Source organism: Mycolicibacterium fallax (assembly GCF_010726955.1).
Taxonomy (GTDB): domain Bacteria; phylum Actinomycetota; class Actinomycetes; order Mycobacteriales; family Mycobacteriaceae; genus Mycobacterium; species Mycobacterium fallax.
This window is the reverse complement of the sequence record NZ_AP022603.1, coordinates 3,809,719-3,824,735: the sequence shown is the minus strand read 5'-3', so window position 1 is coordinate 3,824,735 and position 15,017 is coordinate 3,809,719. Positions and strand designations below refer to the sequence as shown.

Sequence of the window (15,017 nt, the reverse complement as noted above, 5' to 3'; positions counted from 1 at the left end):
TTCCGCCCGCTGGAACACTACTCCGGCCGAGCTCAGCCGTCCGGCCGATCAGTCACCGATGCGTTCGACGAGGACGGTGCCGTCGGTGGTCCCCGCGCACGGCGCGTCGGTGGTCAGCTGACGTTTGCCGGTGAGCTTCTCGATCGGGTCCGAGGCCGGCACCGGCAGCGCGAACTCGGCGCGGTCGTGCACGACGGTCGGCCGGCCGTCGGGGCAGCGGCCCGGCTCGCTGATCTGGTAGGACCAGGCGCCGTCGGCGAACACAAAGGTCAGTTAGCGGTTCTCGGCGGTCAGCAGCGTCACGCAGCGTTCGCCGGTGGGCACGCAGTAGGTTCGCACCTTGCGTTCCATCGGCGGTTCGGTCTCGCCGGTGGCGGTGTCGGTCACCAGCACCCGGTACCGGCCGCTCATTCCCTCGGCTCGGTTCGGCACCCGCGCCGGCATCCGGTCCGGCTCGAGCACCGCGATGGCCGGGTCAACGTCACCGGTGCGGGTGAGCGTCACCGAACGGTCCGCGTTGCAGCCGTTGTTGGAGGCGGTCAGCGACCGGTAGGTGCCGGTGAACCCGCCGTTTTCGGCCGGATGCAGCGTCAGCGTCTTGAACTCCTCGGTGGGCTGGTCGCCGCAGGTCGCCTGGTTGATGCTCACCCCAAGCCAGTGCTTGCCGGTGTAGTCCAGCCGCACCTCGGGCAGGGACAGCTCCGGCGGCGGGTCCACGACCGTCGCCGACGCCACGCAGCCGTCCCGGCAGTCCGACCGAACCATCACGGTCATCGTGAGCGGGTCGGGGCCCAACTCGTCGCTGCCCGAGCCGGCGGCCTGCAACGCCCCCAGCTCCAGGGTGTAGGCGCCGTCGAAGGTCGCGGTCTGCGCGTCGTCGCCGGGCGCATTGTCGGCGGGCTGCGGCGAGCAACCGGCCAGCCCCGCGACCAGCATCAGCCCCGCCGAGGCCCGGATGATTCCCGCTGCGGTGACCATCTCTACCCCTCCTGCCGCTGCAGCGCGAGGTCGAAGTCGCGCATCACGCCCGCGCAGCCGCCGTGCACCGTCACCAGTTCCGAGCCGGTGAGCGACTGGATCGGGGTGGTCGCATCCTCCGGCAGCGCGTACTGCTCGTACATCAACTGGTGACCCGGGCTGCCGGAGCCCGGGCACTCGGCCTCACCGGCGTTGAACTGTGCCGACCACTGCCCGCTCTCGAACAGGAAGGGCACCACCACCGGGCCGTCGACGTCCTGGAAACGCTTGAGCGCGACGCAGTCGTCGCTGTTGCGGACGCAGAAGCTGCGGAAATCGACGGTGGCGCGGTCCACCTCGGCGCCCTCGGAATCGGTGGCGACCCGCTCATAGCTGCCGGTCAACCCGGCCGGCGCGGACGGCTGCCAGGGCGCGGCGTCCACCGTCTCGGGCAGGTCGATGCCCGCATCGATATCCCCGGTGCGGGTCATGGTGACGGGCTCCTCCAGCACCACCACGCATTCCGGGCTGGCCGTGCGGACGTCGATGCGGGTCCCGGTCAGCGCGTCCTCGCCCGGAATGAGGCTCCACTGCACCGTCTGCAGGCCGACGCTGCCGTCGGAGCAGGTCCAGTCGGTCTGCTCGACGAGCTGCCAGCTGCCGTCGACGAAATCGGCCACCATGGGTTCTGCCGGAGTGCCGTCGGGCTCGGTGAAGACCGCCGTGGGGTCGTCGTCGCGCAGTCGCAGCGCGAGCTGGGTGCAGCCGTCGTCGGCGCAGCTGGTGCGCACCGCGTACTGGCGCGACCAGGACTTCCCCGGGCTGGGCCGGCCCATATTGGTCAGCTTGTCGCCCTGCACGGTCACCGTGTACACGCCGTTGAGCAGATCGGTCGGCTGCTCTTTCGGCTCTTGGTCCGTGCCGCACCCGGTCAACGCCGCCGCCAGTCCGAGCGCCAGCAGCAACCCACCGGATCGTGTCACGGTCCTTCGGTGAATACGCATTGGCCCTCTTCCTGCGCCCGCGCGGCGATTGGCGTCGCGCCCACGGACAAATGTAGGGCACGGCGCGAGTTCCGGCATCCCTTGCGGTGACCCGGGCGCGAATGCGGCGGCTGGCCCTGCCCCGCCAGCCCTTTTCCGGCGAGCCCCTTCCCCGTGAACCCCGCCCTCGCGAGCACCTTCCCCGCAATCCCCTTCCCCGCGAGCCCCTTCCCCGCGAGCCCCTTCCCCGCGACCGCTCACCCTGGTACGCGACACGCCTAGGTCCGTGTACACAGCTGAGCGCTGGCCGGAGAGTCCCGCCGCGACCGCTCACCCTCGTACACGACACGCCGAGGCGCGTGTACCCAGCTGAGCGCTGGCCGGGACGGCGGCGGGGGCGCCGGGGGCGCGGGAAAGAGAAAAACCCGCTGCTAACAGCGGGTTTTCATGGTGGAGCTAAGGGGAATCGAACCCCTGACCTACTCGATGCGAACGAGTCGCGCTACCAACTGCGCCATAGCCCCGTGACCGCTATGCAGGCTACCAGCCGCCGCGACCGGATCTGAAATTCGCTGGTCACTGCCCCGCTGCGCGCGGCAGGTCGTAGTGCCGGGCGTAGGCGACCTCTTCCAAGTGCTCGAAGACCGGGTCCTCGTCGTCGATCTCCAGCACCACCGCCCCGGGCTGCCGCAACCGGGTGGGCACGACGTCCATCTCGCGGTCGTAGGTGTTCTCCACCCCGAGCCGGGAGCGAGCCATCCGGGCCATCCGGCGACGGCGCAGCCGCTCCTCGATCCGGGTCTGCCGGCGCAGGTAGGCCAGGTACAGCAGGGTGACGACGGCCAGCCCGGCGCACATCCACCAGAACACCGGGGCCAGCGCCAGCCCGGCCGCCGCGGAGATGCCCAGCAGCACGCACATCGTCATCAGGACCCGGCTGCGGAACCGGTACTTGCGGGCGCTGACCGCCGCGGCGGTCTTGGTGGCGTAACCGCGACCGTGGCTGATCGGCGCCTGACGGCTGAACCGGCTCTCCTCGGCGGGCGGCTCCAGCCCCGAGGTGTCCTCGACGTACTGGTACTCGTCGTCGCCCATCTCGTCGGACTCGTCGGCGCGGACCGGCTCGGCGGGCGACTCTTCGACGGCATCCTGCTCGACGGCCGCCTGCCCGACAGGAGCCTGTGGGGCCTCGGTGACCACCTCGATCGGTCCCGTGACGGCCTCGGTGATCCGCCCGACCGGCAGCGCCCCGGAGTCCTCGTCGACGATGTCGACGTCCAGGTAGTCCTCTTCCTCGGCGACCACGGTCTCGTTCATCACGACCACCGAGTGCACCTGGGTCACCCGGGCGGTGACCACCACGGGGCCGGTGGCGTCCTCGTCGTAGTCGTCGTACTCGTCGTCCAGATCGGCTTCGGGCTGCCAGTCCGGATCGCTGCGATGGCCATGGGCCGGTCCGCGGCGGCGCAGCAGCCGGGACGCCTTGACGTTGAGCACCCGGGTGGCCAGCGCGACGTCGCTGGTGCGGCGCACATTGTCCCGTTTATTGATCAGCATGGGCACCAGGACAAAAAGCCAGAGCACCACGAGGGAGATCCAGAGCAATGACTGGGGGATGCTTGGCATGGTGGCCTGCTCCTTTCGGGTCCCAGGCTAGGTCCTGAGAGCAGCGCAACCGCGGGGACGCGCCGAGTCAATTACATACTTGTAATTCGACAATTACAAGCACCACTAGGCTCACGTGTCACATTAATAACATCCGTAACATTCTCGGCGGATCGGCCCGCCGGGGAGTCTGCGCCGAGGATCCCGGCGAGCTCAGGTCCACCAGGCGCGACCGTCACGCACCAGCCGGGCCGCCGCCGAACCGGGGCACTCCTCCACCGTCATCGCCACCAGCAGGTGATCCCGCCAGGCGCCGTCGACGTGCAGGTAGCGCCGCAGCAGGCCCTCCTCCCGGAAGCCCGCCTTGGCCAGCACCCGGCGGCTCGCCGCGTTCTCCGGCCGGACCGTGGCGTCCACCCGGTGCAGACCCACCGGACCGAAGCAGTGGTCCAGGCCGAGCGCCACCGCGCCGGTCGCCACCCCCAAACCGGTGACCTCGCTGTGCACCCAGTACCCGATCCAGGCCGACCGCAGCGCCCCGTGTGCGACGTTGCCGATGGTCAGCTGCCCGCAGAACCGGCCGTCGAGCTCGATGACGTAGGGCAGCATCCGGCCGGCCTGGGCCTCCGAACGCATGCTGCGGCGCAGCGACGGCCAGGAGGTCGTCGCGTGCCGGGCCTCCCAGCTGGGCTCGGCGCTGGGCTCCCAGCGTTCCAAGGCGTCCCGGTCGGCGTTGCGAATGCGGCTCCAGGCCACCCCGTCGCGCAGCCGCGGCGGACGCAGGGTCAGCACCCCGGCCGGCACCCGCAGCGGACCGACCGGCATCGGCCAGCCCGGATGCACCGACGCCGGGCGCAGCCAGTGCGTCACCGGCTAGCCGCGCTGCGCCAGGAAGGCCACATCGACGATCTCGCCGGTGCGGACCTCCTCGGTCGCGGCAGGCACGATCACCAGACAGTTGGCCTCGGCAAGGGTGGCCAGCAGGTGCGACGACGAGCCCGGGGCCCCGCCGAGCGCCTGCACCAGGTACTCGCCGGTGTCCTGATCGCGCATCAGCTGCCCGCGCAGGTAGCCGGTGCGGCCGGGCACCGAGGTGATCGGCGCGACGGCCCGGGCCTGCACGATGCGGCGCAGCGGCTGACGTTTGCCCAGCGACATCCGGATCAGCGGGCGGACCATCACCTCGAAGACCACCAGCGCGCTGACCGGGTTGGCCGGCAGCAGGAAGGTCGGCACCCCGTCGCGGCCCAGCTGCCCGAAGCCCTGCACCGAACCCGGGTGCATGGCGATCCGGGCGACCTCCATTTCGCCGAGCTCGGCGAGCACCGCGCGCACCGCCTCGGCCGCCGCACCGCCCACCGCTCCGGCGATCACCACGATCTCGGCGCGGGACAGCTGCCCCTCGACCACCTCACGCAGTTTCACCGGGTCCGAGTCGACGATGCCGACCCGGTTGACCTCGGCGCCGGCGTCCCGGGCGGCGGCGGCAAGCGCATAGGAGTTGACGTCGTAGACCTGCCCGTTGCCCGGTGTGCGGCTGACGTCGACGAGTTCGCCGCCGACCGACATGATCGACAGCCGCGGCCGCGGATGCACCAGCACCCGGTCGCGCCCGACCGCCGCCAACAGCCCGACCTGAGCCGCGCCGATGATGGTGCCGGCCCGCACTGCCACGTCGCCGGGCTGCACGTCGTCGCCGGTGCGGCGGACATAGGCACCCGATCGGACCCCGCGCAGCACCCGCACCCGGGACTGGCCGCCGTCGGTCCAGCGCAGCGGCAGCACCGCGTCGGCCAGCGTCGGCATCGGGGCACCGGTCTGGATGCGGGCGGCCTGACGCGGCTGCAACCGGCTCGGGGTGCGGTCACCCGCCGCGATCGCGCTGACCACCGGCAGGCTCACCGTGCCGCCCGCCTCCGCCTCGTCCCCGGCGCCGAGCACGTCCACGCTGCGCACCGCGTAGCCGTCGATGGCGGCCTGATCGAAACCGGGCAGCGGCCGCTCGGTGACGACCTCCTCCGCGCACATCAACCCCTGCGCCTCGGCGATCGCCACCCGGACCGGCCGGGGGGCCACCGCGGCGGCCTGCACCCGGGCCTGCTGTTCCTCCACCGAACGCACTGAATCGAGCCTTTCTCAGCGTGACCCCGGCGGCACGCCGCACCGGGTCACGGTGTCTCGCTTATCGGTCGCTCAGGCCCAGCCGCTCGATGAGCCAGCGGCGCAATTCCGGGCCGTAGTCGTCACGCTCCAGCGCAAAGTCAACCGCAGCCTTGAGGTAGCCGCCCGGATTTCCCAGGTCGTGTCGGGCACCGCGGTGCACCACCACGTGCACCGGATGCCCCTCGGCGATCAGCAGCGCGATCGCGTCGGTCAGCTGAATCTCGCCGCCGGCGCCGGCCTCGACCCGGTGCAGCGCGTCGAAGATCGCCCGGTCCAGCACGTAGCGCCCGGCCGCGGCGTACAACGACGGCGCCTGGTCGGCGGGCGGCTTCTCCACCATCGCCTTGACCTTGAGCACGTTCGGGTTGGCGGCGTCCGGGACCGGCTCGACGTCGAAGACGCCGTAGGCGCTGATCTCGTCGGGCGCCACCTCGATCGCGCACAGCACCGAGCCACCGCGCCGAGCCCGCACCTTCGACATGGTCTCCAGCACCCCGGTGGGCAGCACCAGATCGTCGGGCAGCAGCACCGCGACGGCATCCTCGTCGGGGGCCAGCTTCGGCTCGACGCACAGCACCGCGTGTCCCAGGCCCAGCGGCTCGGCCTGCACCACCGATTCGACCTTGATCAGGGCCGGGGCGCGTCGCACCTTCTCCAGGATCACGTGCTTGCCGCGGGCCTCCAGGGTGCCCTCCAGCACCAGGTCCTCGACGAAGTGCGCGACCACGCCGTCCTTGCCCTCGGAGGTGACGATCACCAGCCGCTCGGCACCGGCCTCGGCGGCCTCGGCGGCCACCAGCTCGATGCCCGGGGTGTCGACGACCGGCAGCAACTCCTTGGGCACGGTCTTGGTGACCGGCAGAAAACGGGTACCCAGGCCGGCGGCCGGCACGATGGCCGTGCGCGGAATCGGAACCTGCGGCGTACTCACGCGACCAGCCTAGAGCGTGGACGCACGTCGGTCACCGTCGGCCATCTGCCAGGGTGAAGCCATGCACACCGAGGCAAAGTCAGCCCTGCGCCGACGACTGCTGGCGGCCCGGCGCGCGGTCGGCGCACCGCAGCGCAGCGCCGAAGCCGCCGCACTGACCGCGGCGCTGACCGCGGCGATCGCCGAGCGGGCCCCCGACACCGTCTGCGGCTACGTCCCGGTGGGATCGGAGCCCGGGTCGATTTCACTGCTGGATGCCCTCGATGCGGCCGGGGTCCGGGTGCTGCTGCCGGTCACCGTCCTCGACGACGACGGCGGGCCCGGCCCGCTGCGCTGGGGCCGGTACCGCCCGGCCGGGCTGGTGGCGGCGCGCTACGGCCTGCGGGAGCCGGACGGCCCGGTGCTGCCGGCCGAGGAGATCGGTGCCGCGCAGCTGATCGTGGTGCCCGCGCTGGCGGTGGACCGGCGCGGCGGGCGGCTGGGCCGCGGCGCCGGGTTCTACGACCGGTCGCTGCCGCTGCGCGCCCCGGGCACACCGCTGATCGCCGTGGTCCGCGACGAGGAAGTGCTCGACGAGGTGCCCACCGGCCCGCACGACGTCGCGATGACCCACCTGGCCACCCCGGGGTTGGGGGTGCGGGCGGTCTCAGCACCGTGAAATACCTCACCCCCGGTCACCGGGACCGGGGGTGATGCTGAGCTCAGTGGTGTGGGGACCGGATCAGAAGTCGCCCATCGGGGCGCCGATCGGCCACGGCCCCTGGAACGCGCCCGCGGTGGAACCCGGGACGGCCTTGGCGGAGTCGCGGACCTCGCCCTGTGCCTCGATCACGCCGGCACCGGCCAGCCGGGTCTCGGACTGACCGCGCGCCACGTTCGGCGAGTTGACCCGAACACCCTGGTAGGACGACACGCTGGCCTGCCGGCTGTGTACCTCGGGGCCGGGCGCCATCTCGTTGACGTCGGCGACGGCGACGGCCGCGGAGGCCAGTGCGGCGGCGGCGATGCCGAGCACGCCGATGCCGGCGATGCCCACGGTGCGGGCCCTGCGGCTGCGGATGCGTGCGGTCATGACTGCCTCCTTGTTCGGCGTCGGACACCCAGTCCCGATCGGGCGGGACGTCCGATGGGCCCAGTTTATCAGCGACCGCCGCCTTCCGCAGGGCTCGCGGAGCACCGGTGCCGGCGGCCGGGAATCAGAAATCCCGCCTGGCGGTTCTAGCACTTGAGGCGCTAGAGTGCCAACAGTTTCAGATCCCGGAGGTTCCCCGTGCCCACCTACAGCTATGCCTGCACCGACTGCGACGATCGCTTCGACGCCGTGCAGGCATTCAGCGACGATGCACTGACCACCTGCAGCAAGTGCAACGGCAGGCTGCGCAAACTGTTCGGCTCGGTCGGCGTGGTGTTCAAGGGCAGCGGTTTCTACCGCAACGACAGCCGCACCTCGTCGAGCAACACCGGGTCCAGCGGCGCGCCGAAGGCCGAGAAGTCCGGCGACTCCGGATCCTCGAGTTCCTCGGACAGCGCTTCGTCGAAGCCGGCGGCCCCCGCGCCCGCCGCAGCCGCCGCCAGCAGCTGACCGCGCGCGGTCAGCAGCCACCGTCGGTGCAGATCTTGCCGGCGCCCACCCGTCCTTCGGTGTGCGGCAAGGCCATGTTGCCCGGCTTGGCGATCGTGCCGTGCCGCACAATGCCCTGAGTAGTTCGGATGTCGACCCGTTCGTGCGCGTCCGTCCCGCCGGATTGCCGGGCGGTGGGCGTTCCGGTGGTCTCCGGGCCGGCCGTCCCGCCGCCCTCGCTGTCGTGATGGCCGTGCGTTCGCCCGGTTTCCGCCGGCGAGGTCGTTGCCGCGTGCGCGGCGCCCTGACCCGTCAGCACCAGCGCGGCGAAACCGACGGCCAGCGCACCGACCATGGCGGCGGCGCGCCGCCCACCCATCGCGTGGTCCGACATTTCGGCTCCTTCCACTCGCAACACAACCGCCCCGGATGCGTACTCCCGGATCCCACGGTAGGGCCCGCGGCGTTGCGTCGACGGTGCAGCCAAGCAAGCTGTGCGACCTCTTCCAGGTTATCCACAGCCCCACCGTGACCTGCACCACGCCGGCGATTCTGCACTCGTACCCTGCCGATATGACCCGGCAGCCGCCCTCCCCGCTCGACCCGACGGTCACCGACCGGATCCGGGGGCTGGTGCAGCCGGATTGGCTGCACACCACCCGCACCCGGCGCATCGCCGCGGCGCTGCTGGTACTGCTGGCCGCCGCGGCCGCGCTGCGCCCCGATCCGGCCGGCCAGCGCAGCCCGACGCTGATCGCCACCCGCGACCTGGCGCCCGGCGCGGCGCTCGGCCCCGACGACGTGCGGGTGGTCTACCAAATCACCGGCTCCCGGCCCGACGGCGCACTCGATGACCCGGCGGCGGTGCTGGGCGCCACCCCGGGCGGTGCGATCCGCCGCGGGGAGGTGCTCACCGACGTCCGGCTGCTCGGCTCCCGGCTGGCCGCCGCCGGAGCAGGTCCGGACGCCCGGATGGTCCCGATCCGGCTGTCCGACGGCGCCGTCGCCGATCTGATCCGGGCCGGCGATGTGGTCGATGTGCTGGCCGCCCGCGATGACACCGACGGCCCGGCCCCGCGGGTGCTGGCCGCCGACGCCGTCGTGGTGCTCATCCCGCCGGCACCGGCCCAGGCCGGGGCCGACGGCCGGATCGTGCTCGTCGCGTTGCCCGCGGCCGCCGCCCAGCTGGTCGCGACGGCCTCGCTGACCGACGCGCTGACCGTCACCATGCACTGACGGCAATCTTTTCGAGCCCGCATCCGCAACGATTCGGCGGCAATACCTGCACCGATCGGGCACCCCGACGCTCTCCCGGCTAACCTTCACCCCAACAAAGCACCATCCGTTGACGAAAGGCAGCTCCCCATGCTGAAGGGGTTCAAGGAGTTCATCTCCCGCGGCAATGTGATCGACCTCGCGGTCGCGGTCGTGATCGGCACGGCGTTCACCGCCGTCGTGACCGCCTTCACCGACAGCGTGATCCAACCGCTGATCAGCCGGATCGGGGCCGGCCCCGGCGCCGACTACGGCGTGCTGCGGATCCCGCTGGGCGGCGAGCAGTTCATCGACTTCAACACCGTGCTGACCTCGCTGATCAACTTCCTGCTGGTCGCCGCGGTGGTCTACTTCCTGATCGTCGTTCCGTTCAAGAAGCTGAAGAAGGACGACCCGGCGGTCGAAGAGGAAGCCACCGAGCTGACCCTGCTGACCGAGATCCGCGATCTGCTGCAGTCCCAGGGATCCGCCGGCAACCCGCCGGCCGGCCGGCACGGCGCCGCACCGAACGCCGACCCCGGCGGTCCGCGCCACCTCGGGTAGCCGACACCGGAACTCCCCCATCGATGATGGCCCTCGGCAGCGCGCCCGGGGGCCATCGTCGTCCCGGACCACCCCGCACCACAGGGAAGGAACCCCGCCATCCGAACCGGAGTGGAAAGCCGAGCACTGGTGATCGACGACGAGCGATCACTGACAAAGGTGGTGCGCGAGTACCTCGAGCGGGACGGCTTCACCGTCCGGGAGGCCTGGGACGGGCCGTCCGGGCTGGCCGCGGTGCGCGAGTTCGACCCGGAGGTGGTCGTGCTCGATCTGGGCCTGCCCGGGCTGGACGGGATCGAGGTGTGCCGGCAGCTGCGCCGGTTCTCCGACTGCTACGTGATCATGCTGACCGCCCGCAGCGACGAGGTCGACAAGCTGATCGGGCTGTCGGTCGGTGCCGACGACTACCTGACCAAGCCGTTCAGCATGCGCGAGCTGACCGCGCGGATCAAGGTGCTGCTGCGCCGGCCGCGGCACCTGCCGGCCGAGGATCAGACCGCCGGCTCCGCCCCGGTCCGAATCGGCCCGATCGAGATCGACCCCGGCGCCTGGACGGTGACCGTCGAGGGCGCCGCGGTGGACCTGACCCCGACCGAGTTCCAGATCCTGACCGCCCTGGCCACCCGCCCCAACCTGGTACTCAGCCGGCGCCAACTGGTCGAACTGGTGTGGGGATCGGACTGGGTCGGCGACGAGCGACTGGTCGACGTGCACGTCGGCCGGCTGCGCCGCAAGCTGGGCGACGACGCCAACGATCCCCGCTACATCTGCACGGTGCGCGGGATCGGCTACCGCGCGGGCCCGGGCTGATGACACAGGCGATCCGGCGGTGGGTCGGGAGGGTCGGCCTGACCTGGCGACTGGTCGCCGCGATGATGACCATCGAGGTGGTCACCGCGCTGACCACCTCCATCTTCACCTTCGTGGTCGGACCGCGGCTGTTCTGGTCGCGGATGCAGGCCGGCGACCCGGTCACCGAGTCCATCGCCGAGCAGTCCCGGCGGGCGTTCCAGGGCGCCAACCTGGTGGCGATCGCGATGGGGCTGGCGCTGGCGTTCGCGGCCTCGCTGACCATCAGCGCGGCGATCTCCCGGCGGATCGGCCGCGCCGCGACCCGGCTGTCCAGCACGGCCACCCGGATCGCCGACGGCGACTACGGCAGCCCGCCGTCGCGGCCGCGGATCGGCCCGGAGCTGGACTCCGTCGCCGACGCGCTGGCCCGGATGGCACAGCGACTGGACACCGTCGAGAGCAATCGGCGGCGGCTACTGGCGGACCTCGGGCACGAGGCCCGCACCCCGATCACCGTCCTGGACGGCCACCTCGAGGCGATCGAGGACGGCATCATCACGCCCGACGAGGAGGTGGTGGCGCTGCTGCGCGAGCAGACCCGGCGGCTGTCCCGGCTGACCGAGGACATCAACGCCATCTCCGCCGCCGAGGAGGGCCAGTTGCGGCTGGCGCCGGAGCGGATGGAGACCCGCGACCTCGTCGCGCTGGCCGACCGGGCGGTGCGGATGGCCTTCGACGCCAAGGGCGTGCAGCTGATCGTGCCGCCGGTGCCGGCCGGCCTGCCGATCCTGGTGGACCCAGAGCGGCTGGTGCAGGTGCTGGTCAACCTGCTGCAGAACGCGCTGCGGCACAACCGGCCGGGCAGTTCGGTGCGGCTGAGGGCGGGCCGCGCCCGCCGGTCGGCGACCGTGCAGATCGCCGTCTCCGACGACGGCGACGGGATCCTGGCGGTGCACCTGCCGCACATCTTCGAGCGGTTCTACCGGGTGGACACCGCCCGGGACCGCGACGCCGGCGGCACCGGCATCGGGCTGGCCATCGCCAAGGCGATCGTCGAGTCGCACGGCGGCGAGATCCACGCCGCCTCCGCCGGGGCGGGCCGGGGCGCGGTGTTCACCGTCACACTGCCCGTCGCGGTCCCCGCGCCGGACTAGCGCAGCGCAGGCGGCCCGCGGGCCGCTGTCACAGAACCGCCGGAGCGGTGTCACAGAAATGTCATGATTTCCCGGCAGGTCTCGCCACATGGGCCTCCGATAGTGGAGCAGTGAACACCACCACCGGGCACCCAGCGCCGTCCCTTCGCCGCCGCCTCAACCTGCTCGCGCGCCACGATCTGCCCGCGTCGATCGTCGTCTTCCTGGTTGCGCTGCCGCTGTCGCTGGGCATCGCGGTGGCCTCCGGGGCGCCGCTGATGGCGGGCCTGATCGCCGCCGTGGTCGGCGGCATCGTCGGCGGCGCGCTCGGCGGCTCCCCGCTGCTGGCCAGCGGCCCGGCCGCCGGGCTGACCGTGGTGGTGGCGGAGATGATCGCGACGTTCGGCTGGGCGACGACCGCGGCGATCACCGTCGGCGCCGGTCTGCTGCAGATCCTGCTCGGGCTCAGTCGGGTCGCCACCGCCGCGCTGGCCATCTCCCCGATCGTGGTGCACGCGATGCTCGCCGGCATCGGCCTGACCATCGCGTTCCAGCAGATCCACGTGTTGCTCGGCGGCGCCTCGGCGCCCGGGGTGTGGGACAACATCGTCACCCTGCCCGCGGCGCTGGCCGCCGCCCACCCGGCCGACGTGCTGGTGGGCACCGCGGTGATCGTCATCATGCTGGCCTGGAAGTACCTGCCCGCGCCGGCGCGCAGGGTGCCCGGGGCGCTGGTCGCGGTGCTGGCGGCGACCGTGCTGTCGCTGATCGCCCCGCTCTCGGTCGAGCGGCTCGATCTGAGCGGATCCCTGCTCGACGCGATCGGGCTGCCCACGCTGCCCAATTCGACGATGTGGCTGGCGTTCATCGGCGCCGTGCTGACCATCACGCTGATCGCCAGCGTGGAATCGCTGCTGTCGGCCGTCGCGGTGGACAAGATGCACACCGGTCCCCGGTCGGATCTCAACCGCGAGATGATCGGTCAGGGCGCGGCGAACACCGCCTCGGGCCTGCTCGGCGGCCTGCCGGTGACCGGGGTGATCGTGCGCAGCGCGACGAACGTGACCGCCGGCGCCCGGACCCGGGCGGCAACGATCCTGCACGGCGTGTGGGTGCTGCTGTTCACGCTGTTCTTCGCCGGCGGCATCGCGCAGATCCCCCGGGCCGCGCTGGCCGGCCTGCTGATCGTGATCGGCATCCAGCTGGTCAAGATGGCGCACGTGCGGCTGGCGCACCGCACCGGTGACCTGGTGGTGTACCTGGTGACGGTTGCGGGCGTGCTGCTGCTGGACCTGCTGCAGGGTGTGCTGGCCGGGCTGGCCGTCGCGATCATGCTGGTGCTCTGGCGTTCGGCCCGCGCCTCGGTGCACGCCGAACCTGTCGCCGGGACCGGCGGGCGGTGCTGGCACGTCGTGGTGGAGGGCACCGCGAGCTTCCTCGCGCTGCCGCGGCTGAGCGGCGCGCTGGCGGGCATCCCGGCCGGCACCGCGGTGTCGGTGGATCTCACCGTGGACTTCCTCGACCACGCAGCCTTCGAGGTGATCGACGACTGGCGCCGCCAGCACGAGGCCGCCGGCGGCGCGGTGTACATCGACGACATCGGTGCGGCGGTGCTCGACGCGGCCCGCGTCGCCCCGCCGCGCCGGCACGACCACAGCGCGCTGACCCGCGGGCTGGCGCCCCTGCAGACCCACAGCAGCCTGCCCGACGAGACCCACCGGACCGGCAAGGATGTGCTGCTGGCCGGCATCGACCGCTATCACCGCTGCCACGCCGACACCCTGCAGCCGCACCTGGCCAAGCTCACCGGCGGACAAGACCCGCACGCCCTGCTGCTGACCTGCGTGGACTCCCGGATCGTGCCAAACGTCATCACCGGCACCGGGCCCGGCGACCTGCTCACCGTCCGCAACGTCGGCAACCTGGTCGGCCCGCGCGGCGCGGACCCGTCGCTGGACGCGGCGCTGGCGTTCGCGGTCGACACCCTGGCCGTCGACACCGTGGTGGTGTGCGGGCACTCCGGATGCGGTGCGATGTCCGCGCTGTGGCAGCGCGGGGGCAGCGGGGGCGAGGACGCCGCGGTCGACCGGTGGATCGGCACCGCCCTGCCGTCCCGGGACGCCCTGCTCGCCGGGCATCCGGTCGCCCGCGCCGGTGCGGCGCGCGGCTTCGGGATCGTCGATCAGCTGGCCGCGGTGAACGTCGCGCTGCAGATGCGCCGGCTCGCGGCGCACCCGGAGGTGCGGACGGCCACGCCGCCGCCGGAGATCGTCGGGCTGTTCTTCGAGATCGGCTCGGGCCGGATGCTGCGGGTCACCGAGGACGACATCCTGGACCCAACGCCAACCGGCCGCGACCGGTCAGAGACCGTCGCGGCCGGCGGGCCGGAAAACCGTCAGTTCATGTTCCAGGGTTCGCCGTAGGTGGTCACCGAGTCACCGGTGTTGGCGATCAGCCGGGCGAACGGCCGCAGCAGCACGCCACCGGCCGCGCCGGTCACCGTGCCGTGCGCATTGGATACCGCCACCGCGCCGTGCGCGCCCTTGATGTCCACCGAGAAGGTCGCGACCTCCTGGATACCCGGGCCGTTGCCCAGGTCCGCGGAGATCGACACACCGGGGAACAGCGGCGGGGTGGTGAAACCCTCACCGATGATGTCAGCACCACCTTCCGTCGAGATGAACGTTCCGGGGGTATAGCCGTCGAACGCCACGTTCGGGGTGGTGTAGGAGAAGTTGATGCCCACACCCAGCGACCACGGGAAGCCGACCTGATAGCCGAGCTCCAGCACGCCCTCGAAGTCCTCGGCGCCGTCACCGGTCACGTCATAGACCGCCCGGCCGGAATGGAACCACTCCCGGGTCAGCCGGTTGCGGTCCAGCGGAAACACCCCGTTGAGGAAGGTGTCCCACTGCTCGATCACCAGGGTCCGGCCGGTCCCGTCGACCAGCGTGTTGGAGTTGTCCATCCCCGCCGAGGACGTCCCCGTCCCGACAAACAGCGCACCAACAGCGACCACCATCGCCACCACTGTCCTCAACAAGGCTTTCATCCTGTGTCTTTCTACGGTGCAA

At 71.8% G+C, this 15,017-nt stretch carries 17 protein-coding genes and 1 tRNA gene; 7 read left to right on the top strand and 11 right to left on the bottom strand.

The window, feature by feature from the left end:
• Window positions 1–48: 48 nt before the first annotated feature.
• From G6N10_RS18360 to G6N10_RS18325, 8 genes are all read right to left on the bottom strand, one after another.
• Window positions 49–264, bottom strand: a complete 216-nt coding sequence (locus tag G6N10_RS18360; RefSeq protein ID WP_085095857.1) for a hypothetical protein — start codon at window positions 262–264, stop codon at window positions 49–51.
• 9 nt (window positions 265–273) lie between these two features.
• Window positions 274–978 carry a hypothetical protein gene (locus G6N10_RS18355; RefSeq protein WP_085095855.1) on the bottom strand — a complete coding sequence of 235 codons (705 nt, stop codon included), beginning with the start codon at window positions 976–978 and terminating at the stop codon, window positions 274–276.
• 2 nt (window positions 979–980) lie between these two features.
• Window positions 981–1,940 carry an Rv2253/PknI dimerization domain-containing protein gene (locus tag G6N10_RS18350; protein WP_133055137.1) on the bottom strand — a complete coding sequence of 320 codons (960 nt, stop codon included), beginning with the start codon at window positions 1,938–1,940 and terminating at the stop codon, window positions 981–983.
• A gap of 448 nt (window positions 1,941–2,388) precedes the next feature.
• Window positions 2,389–2,464, bottom strand: a tRNA-Ala gene (locus tag G6N10_RS18345).
• Window positions 2,465–2,516: 52 nt separating this feature from the next.
• Complete coding sequence (gene sepX / locus G6N10_RS18340) at window positions 2,517–3,566, bottom strand: divisome protein SepX/GlpR (RefSeq protein ID WP_085099112.1); 1,050 nt, start codon at window positions 3,564–3,566, stop codon at window positions 2,517–2,519.
• A 192-nt stretch (window positions 3,567–3,758) separates the two neighbouring features.
• Window positions 3,759–4,370: a GNAT family N-acetyltransferase gene (locus tag G6N10_RS18335; RefSeq protein ID WP_085099169.1), complete on the bottom strand. Its 612-nt coding sequence runs from the start codon at window positions 4,368–4,370 to the stop codon at window positions 3,759–3,761.
• A gap of 48 nt (window positions 4,371–4,418) precedes the next feature.
• Window positions 4,419–5,666, bottom strand: a complete 1,248-nt coding sequence (gene glp / locus G6N10_RS18330; RefSeq protein ID WP_085099109.1) for a molybdotransferase-like divisome protein Glp — start codon at window positions 5,664–5,666, stop codon at window positions 4,419–4,421.
• A 61-nt stretch (window positions 5,667–5,727) separates the two neighbouring features.
• Window positions 5,728–6,639 (bottom strand): UTP--glucose-1-phosphate uridylyltransferase, encoded by a 912-nt coding sequence (locus G6N10_RS18325; protein ID WP_085099106.1) that lies wholly within the window; start codon window positions 6,637–6,639, stop codon window positions 5,728–5,730.
• 61 nt (window positions 6,640–6,700) lie between these two features.
• On the opposite strand from G6N10_RS18325, the gene G6N10_RS18320 reads away from it, so the two are divergent.
• Entirely contained in the window at window positions 6,701–7,297 is a 597-nt protein-coding gene (locus G6N10_RS18320; protein WP_085099102.1) for a 5-formyltetrahydrofolate cyclo-ligase, read from the top strand.
• 63 nt (window positions 7,298–7,360) lie between these two features.
• Here G6N10_RS18320 and G6N10_RS18315 read toward each other — a convergent pair whose 3' ends face one another.
• Entirely contained in the window at window positions 7,361–7,711 is a 351-nt protein-coding gene (locus G6N10_RS18315) for a hypothetical protein (RefSeq protein ID WP_085099099.1), read from the bottom strand.
• A gap of 198 nt (window positions 7,712–7,909) precedes the next feature.
• Here G6N10_RS18315 and G6N10_RS18310 point away from each other — a divergent pair, with 198 nt between their 5' ends.
• Entirely contained in the window at window positions 7,910–8,221 is a 312-nt protein-coding gene (locus G6N10_RS18310; RefSeq protein ID WP_085099096.1) for an FmdB family zinc ribbon protein, read from the top strand.
• Between the two features lie 10 nt (window positions 8,222–8,231).
• Here the strand turns inward: G6N10_RS18310 and G6N10_RS18305 are convergent, their stop codons facing one another.
• Complete coding sequence (locus G6N10_RS18305) at window positions 8,232–8,594, bottom strand: hypothetical protein (RefSeq protein ID WP_085099093.1); 363 nt, start codon at window positions 8,592–8,594, stop codon at window positions 8,232–8,234.
• 179 nt (window positions 8,595–8,773) lie between these two features.
• Between G6N10_RS18305 and G6N10_RS18300 the strand changes: the two genes are divergently transcribed.
• From G6N10_RS18300 to G6N10_RS18280, 5 genes are all read left to right on the top strand, one after another.
• Window positions 8,774–9,436: an SAF domain-containing protein gene (locus G6N10_RS18300; protein WP_085099090.1), complete on the top strand. Its 663-nt coding sequence runs from the start codon at window positions 8,774–8,776 to the stop codon at window positions 9,434–9,436.
• A 129-nt stretch (window positions 9,437–9,565) separates the two neighbouring features.
• A complete protein-coding gene (gene mscL, locus G6N10_RS18295; RefSeq protein WP_085099087.1) occupies window positions 9,566–10,018 on the top strand; it encodes a large-conductance mechanosensitive channel protein MscL in 453 nt (150 codons plus the stop codon).
• Between the two features lie 111 nt (window positions 10,019–10,129).
• The gene (locus G6N10_RS18290; protein WP_085099084.1) at window positions 10,130–10,828 is read left to right on the top strand and encodes a response regulator; all 699 of its coding nucleotides are present in this window, start codon (window positions 10,130–10,132) and stop codon (window positions 10,826–10,828) included.
• Window positions 10,828–11,964, top strand: coding sequence for a sensor histidine kinase (locus G6N10_RS18285; RefSeq protein ID WP_085099081.1), 1,137 nt, complete (start codon window positions 10,828–10,830; stop codon window positions 11,962–11,964). Before G6N10_RS18290 ends, G6N10_RS18285 begins: the two co-directional genes overlap by 1 nt.
• Window positions 11,965–12,074: 110 nt before the next feature.
• The gene (locus G6N10_RS18280) at window positions 12,075–14,366 is read left to right on the top strand and encodes a SulP family inorganic anion transporter (RefSeq protein ID WP_085099076.1); all 2,292 of its coding nucleotides are present in this window, start codon (window positions 12,075–12,077) and stop codon (window positions 14,364–14,366) included.
• Here G6N10_RS18280 and G6N10_RS18275 read toward each other — a convergent pair.
• A complete protein-coding gene (locus G6N10_RS18275) occupies window positions 14,339–14,995 on the bottom strand; it encodes a porin MspA (protein ID WP_085099073.1) in 657 nt (218 codons plus the stop codon). The two genes, G6N10_RS18280 and G6N10_RS18275, sit on opposite strands and share 28 nt — an antisense overlap.
• Between the last annotated feature and the right edge of the window lie 22 nt (window positions 14,996–15,017).

What these genes read in the sequence shown, in the direction of transcription:
- G6N10_RS18355 (WP_085095855.1), bottom strand. Translation starts at nt 978, where the DNA reads ATGGTCACCGCAGCGGGAATCATCCGGGCCTCGGCGGGGCTGATGCTG.
- sepX (WP_085099112.1), bottom strand. Translation starts at nt 3,566, where the DNA reads ATGCCAAGCATCCCCCAGTCATTGCTCTGGATCTCCCTCGTGGTGCTC.
- G6N10_RS18335 (WP_085099169.1), bottom strand. Translation starts at nt 4,370, where the DNA reads ATGCCGGTCGGTCCGCTGCGGGTGCCGGCCGGGGTGCTGACCCTGCGT.
- G6N10_RS18320 (WP_085099102.1), top strand. Translation starts at nt 6,701, where the DNA reads ATGCACACCGAGGCAAAGTCAGCCCTGCGCCGACGACTGCTGGCGGCC.
- G6N10_RS18315 (WP_085099099.1), bottom strand. Translation starts at nt 7,711, where the DNA reads ATGACCGCACGCATCCGCAGCCGCAGGGCCCGCACCGTGGGCATCGCC.
- G6N10_RS18305 (WP_085099093.1), bottom strand. Translation starts at nt 8,594, where the DNA reads ATGTCGGACCACGCGATGGGTGGGCGGCGCGCCGCCGCCATGGTCGGT.
- G6N10_RS18300 (WP_085099090.1), top strand. Translation starts at nt 8,774, where the DNA reads ATGACCCGGCAGCCGCCCTCCCCGCTCGACCCGACGGTCACCGACCGG.
- mscL (WP_085099087.1), top strand. Translation starts at nt 9,566, where the DNA reads ATGCTGAAGGGGTTCAAGGAGTTCATCTCCCGCGGCAATGTGATCGAC.
- G6N10_RS18285 (WP_085099081.1), top strand. Translation starts at nt 10,828, where the DNA reads ATGACACAGGCGATCCGGCGGTGGGTCGGGAGGGTCGGCCTGACCTGG.
- G6N10_RS18275 (WP_085099073.1), bottom strand. Translation starts at nt 14,995, where the DNA reads ATGAAAGCCTTGTTGAGGACAGTGGTGGCGATGGTGGTCGCTGTTGGT.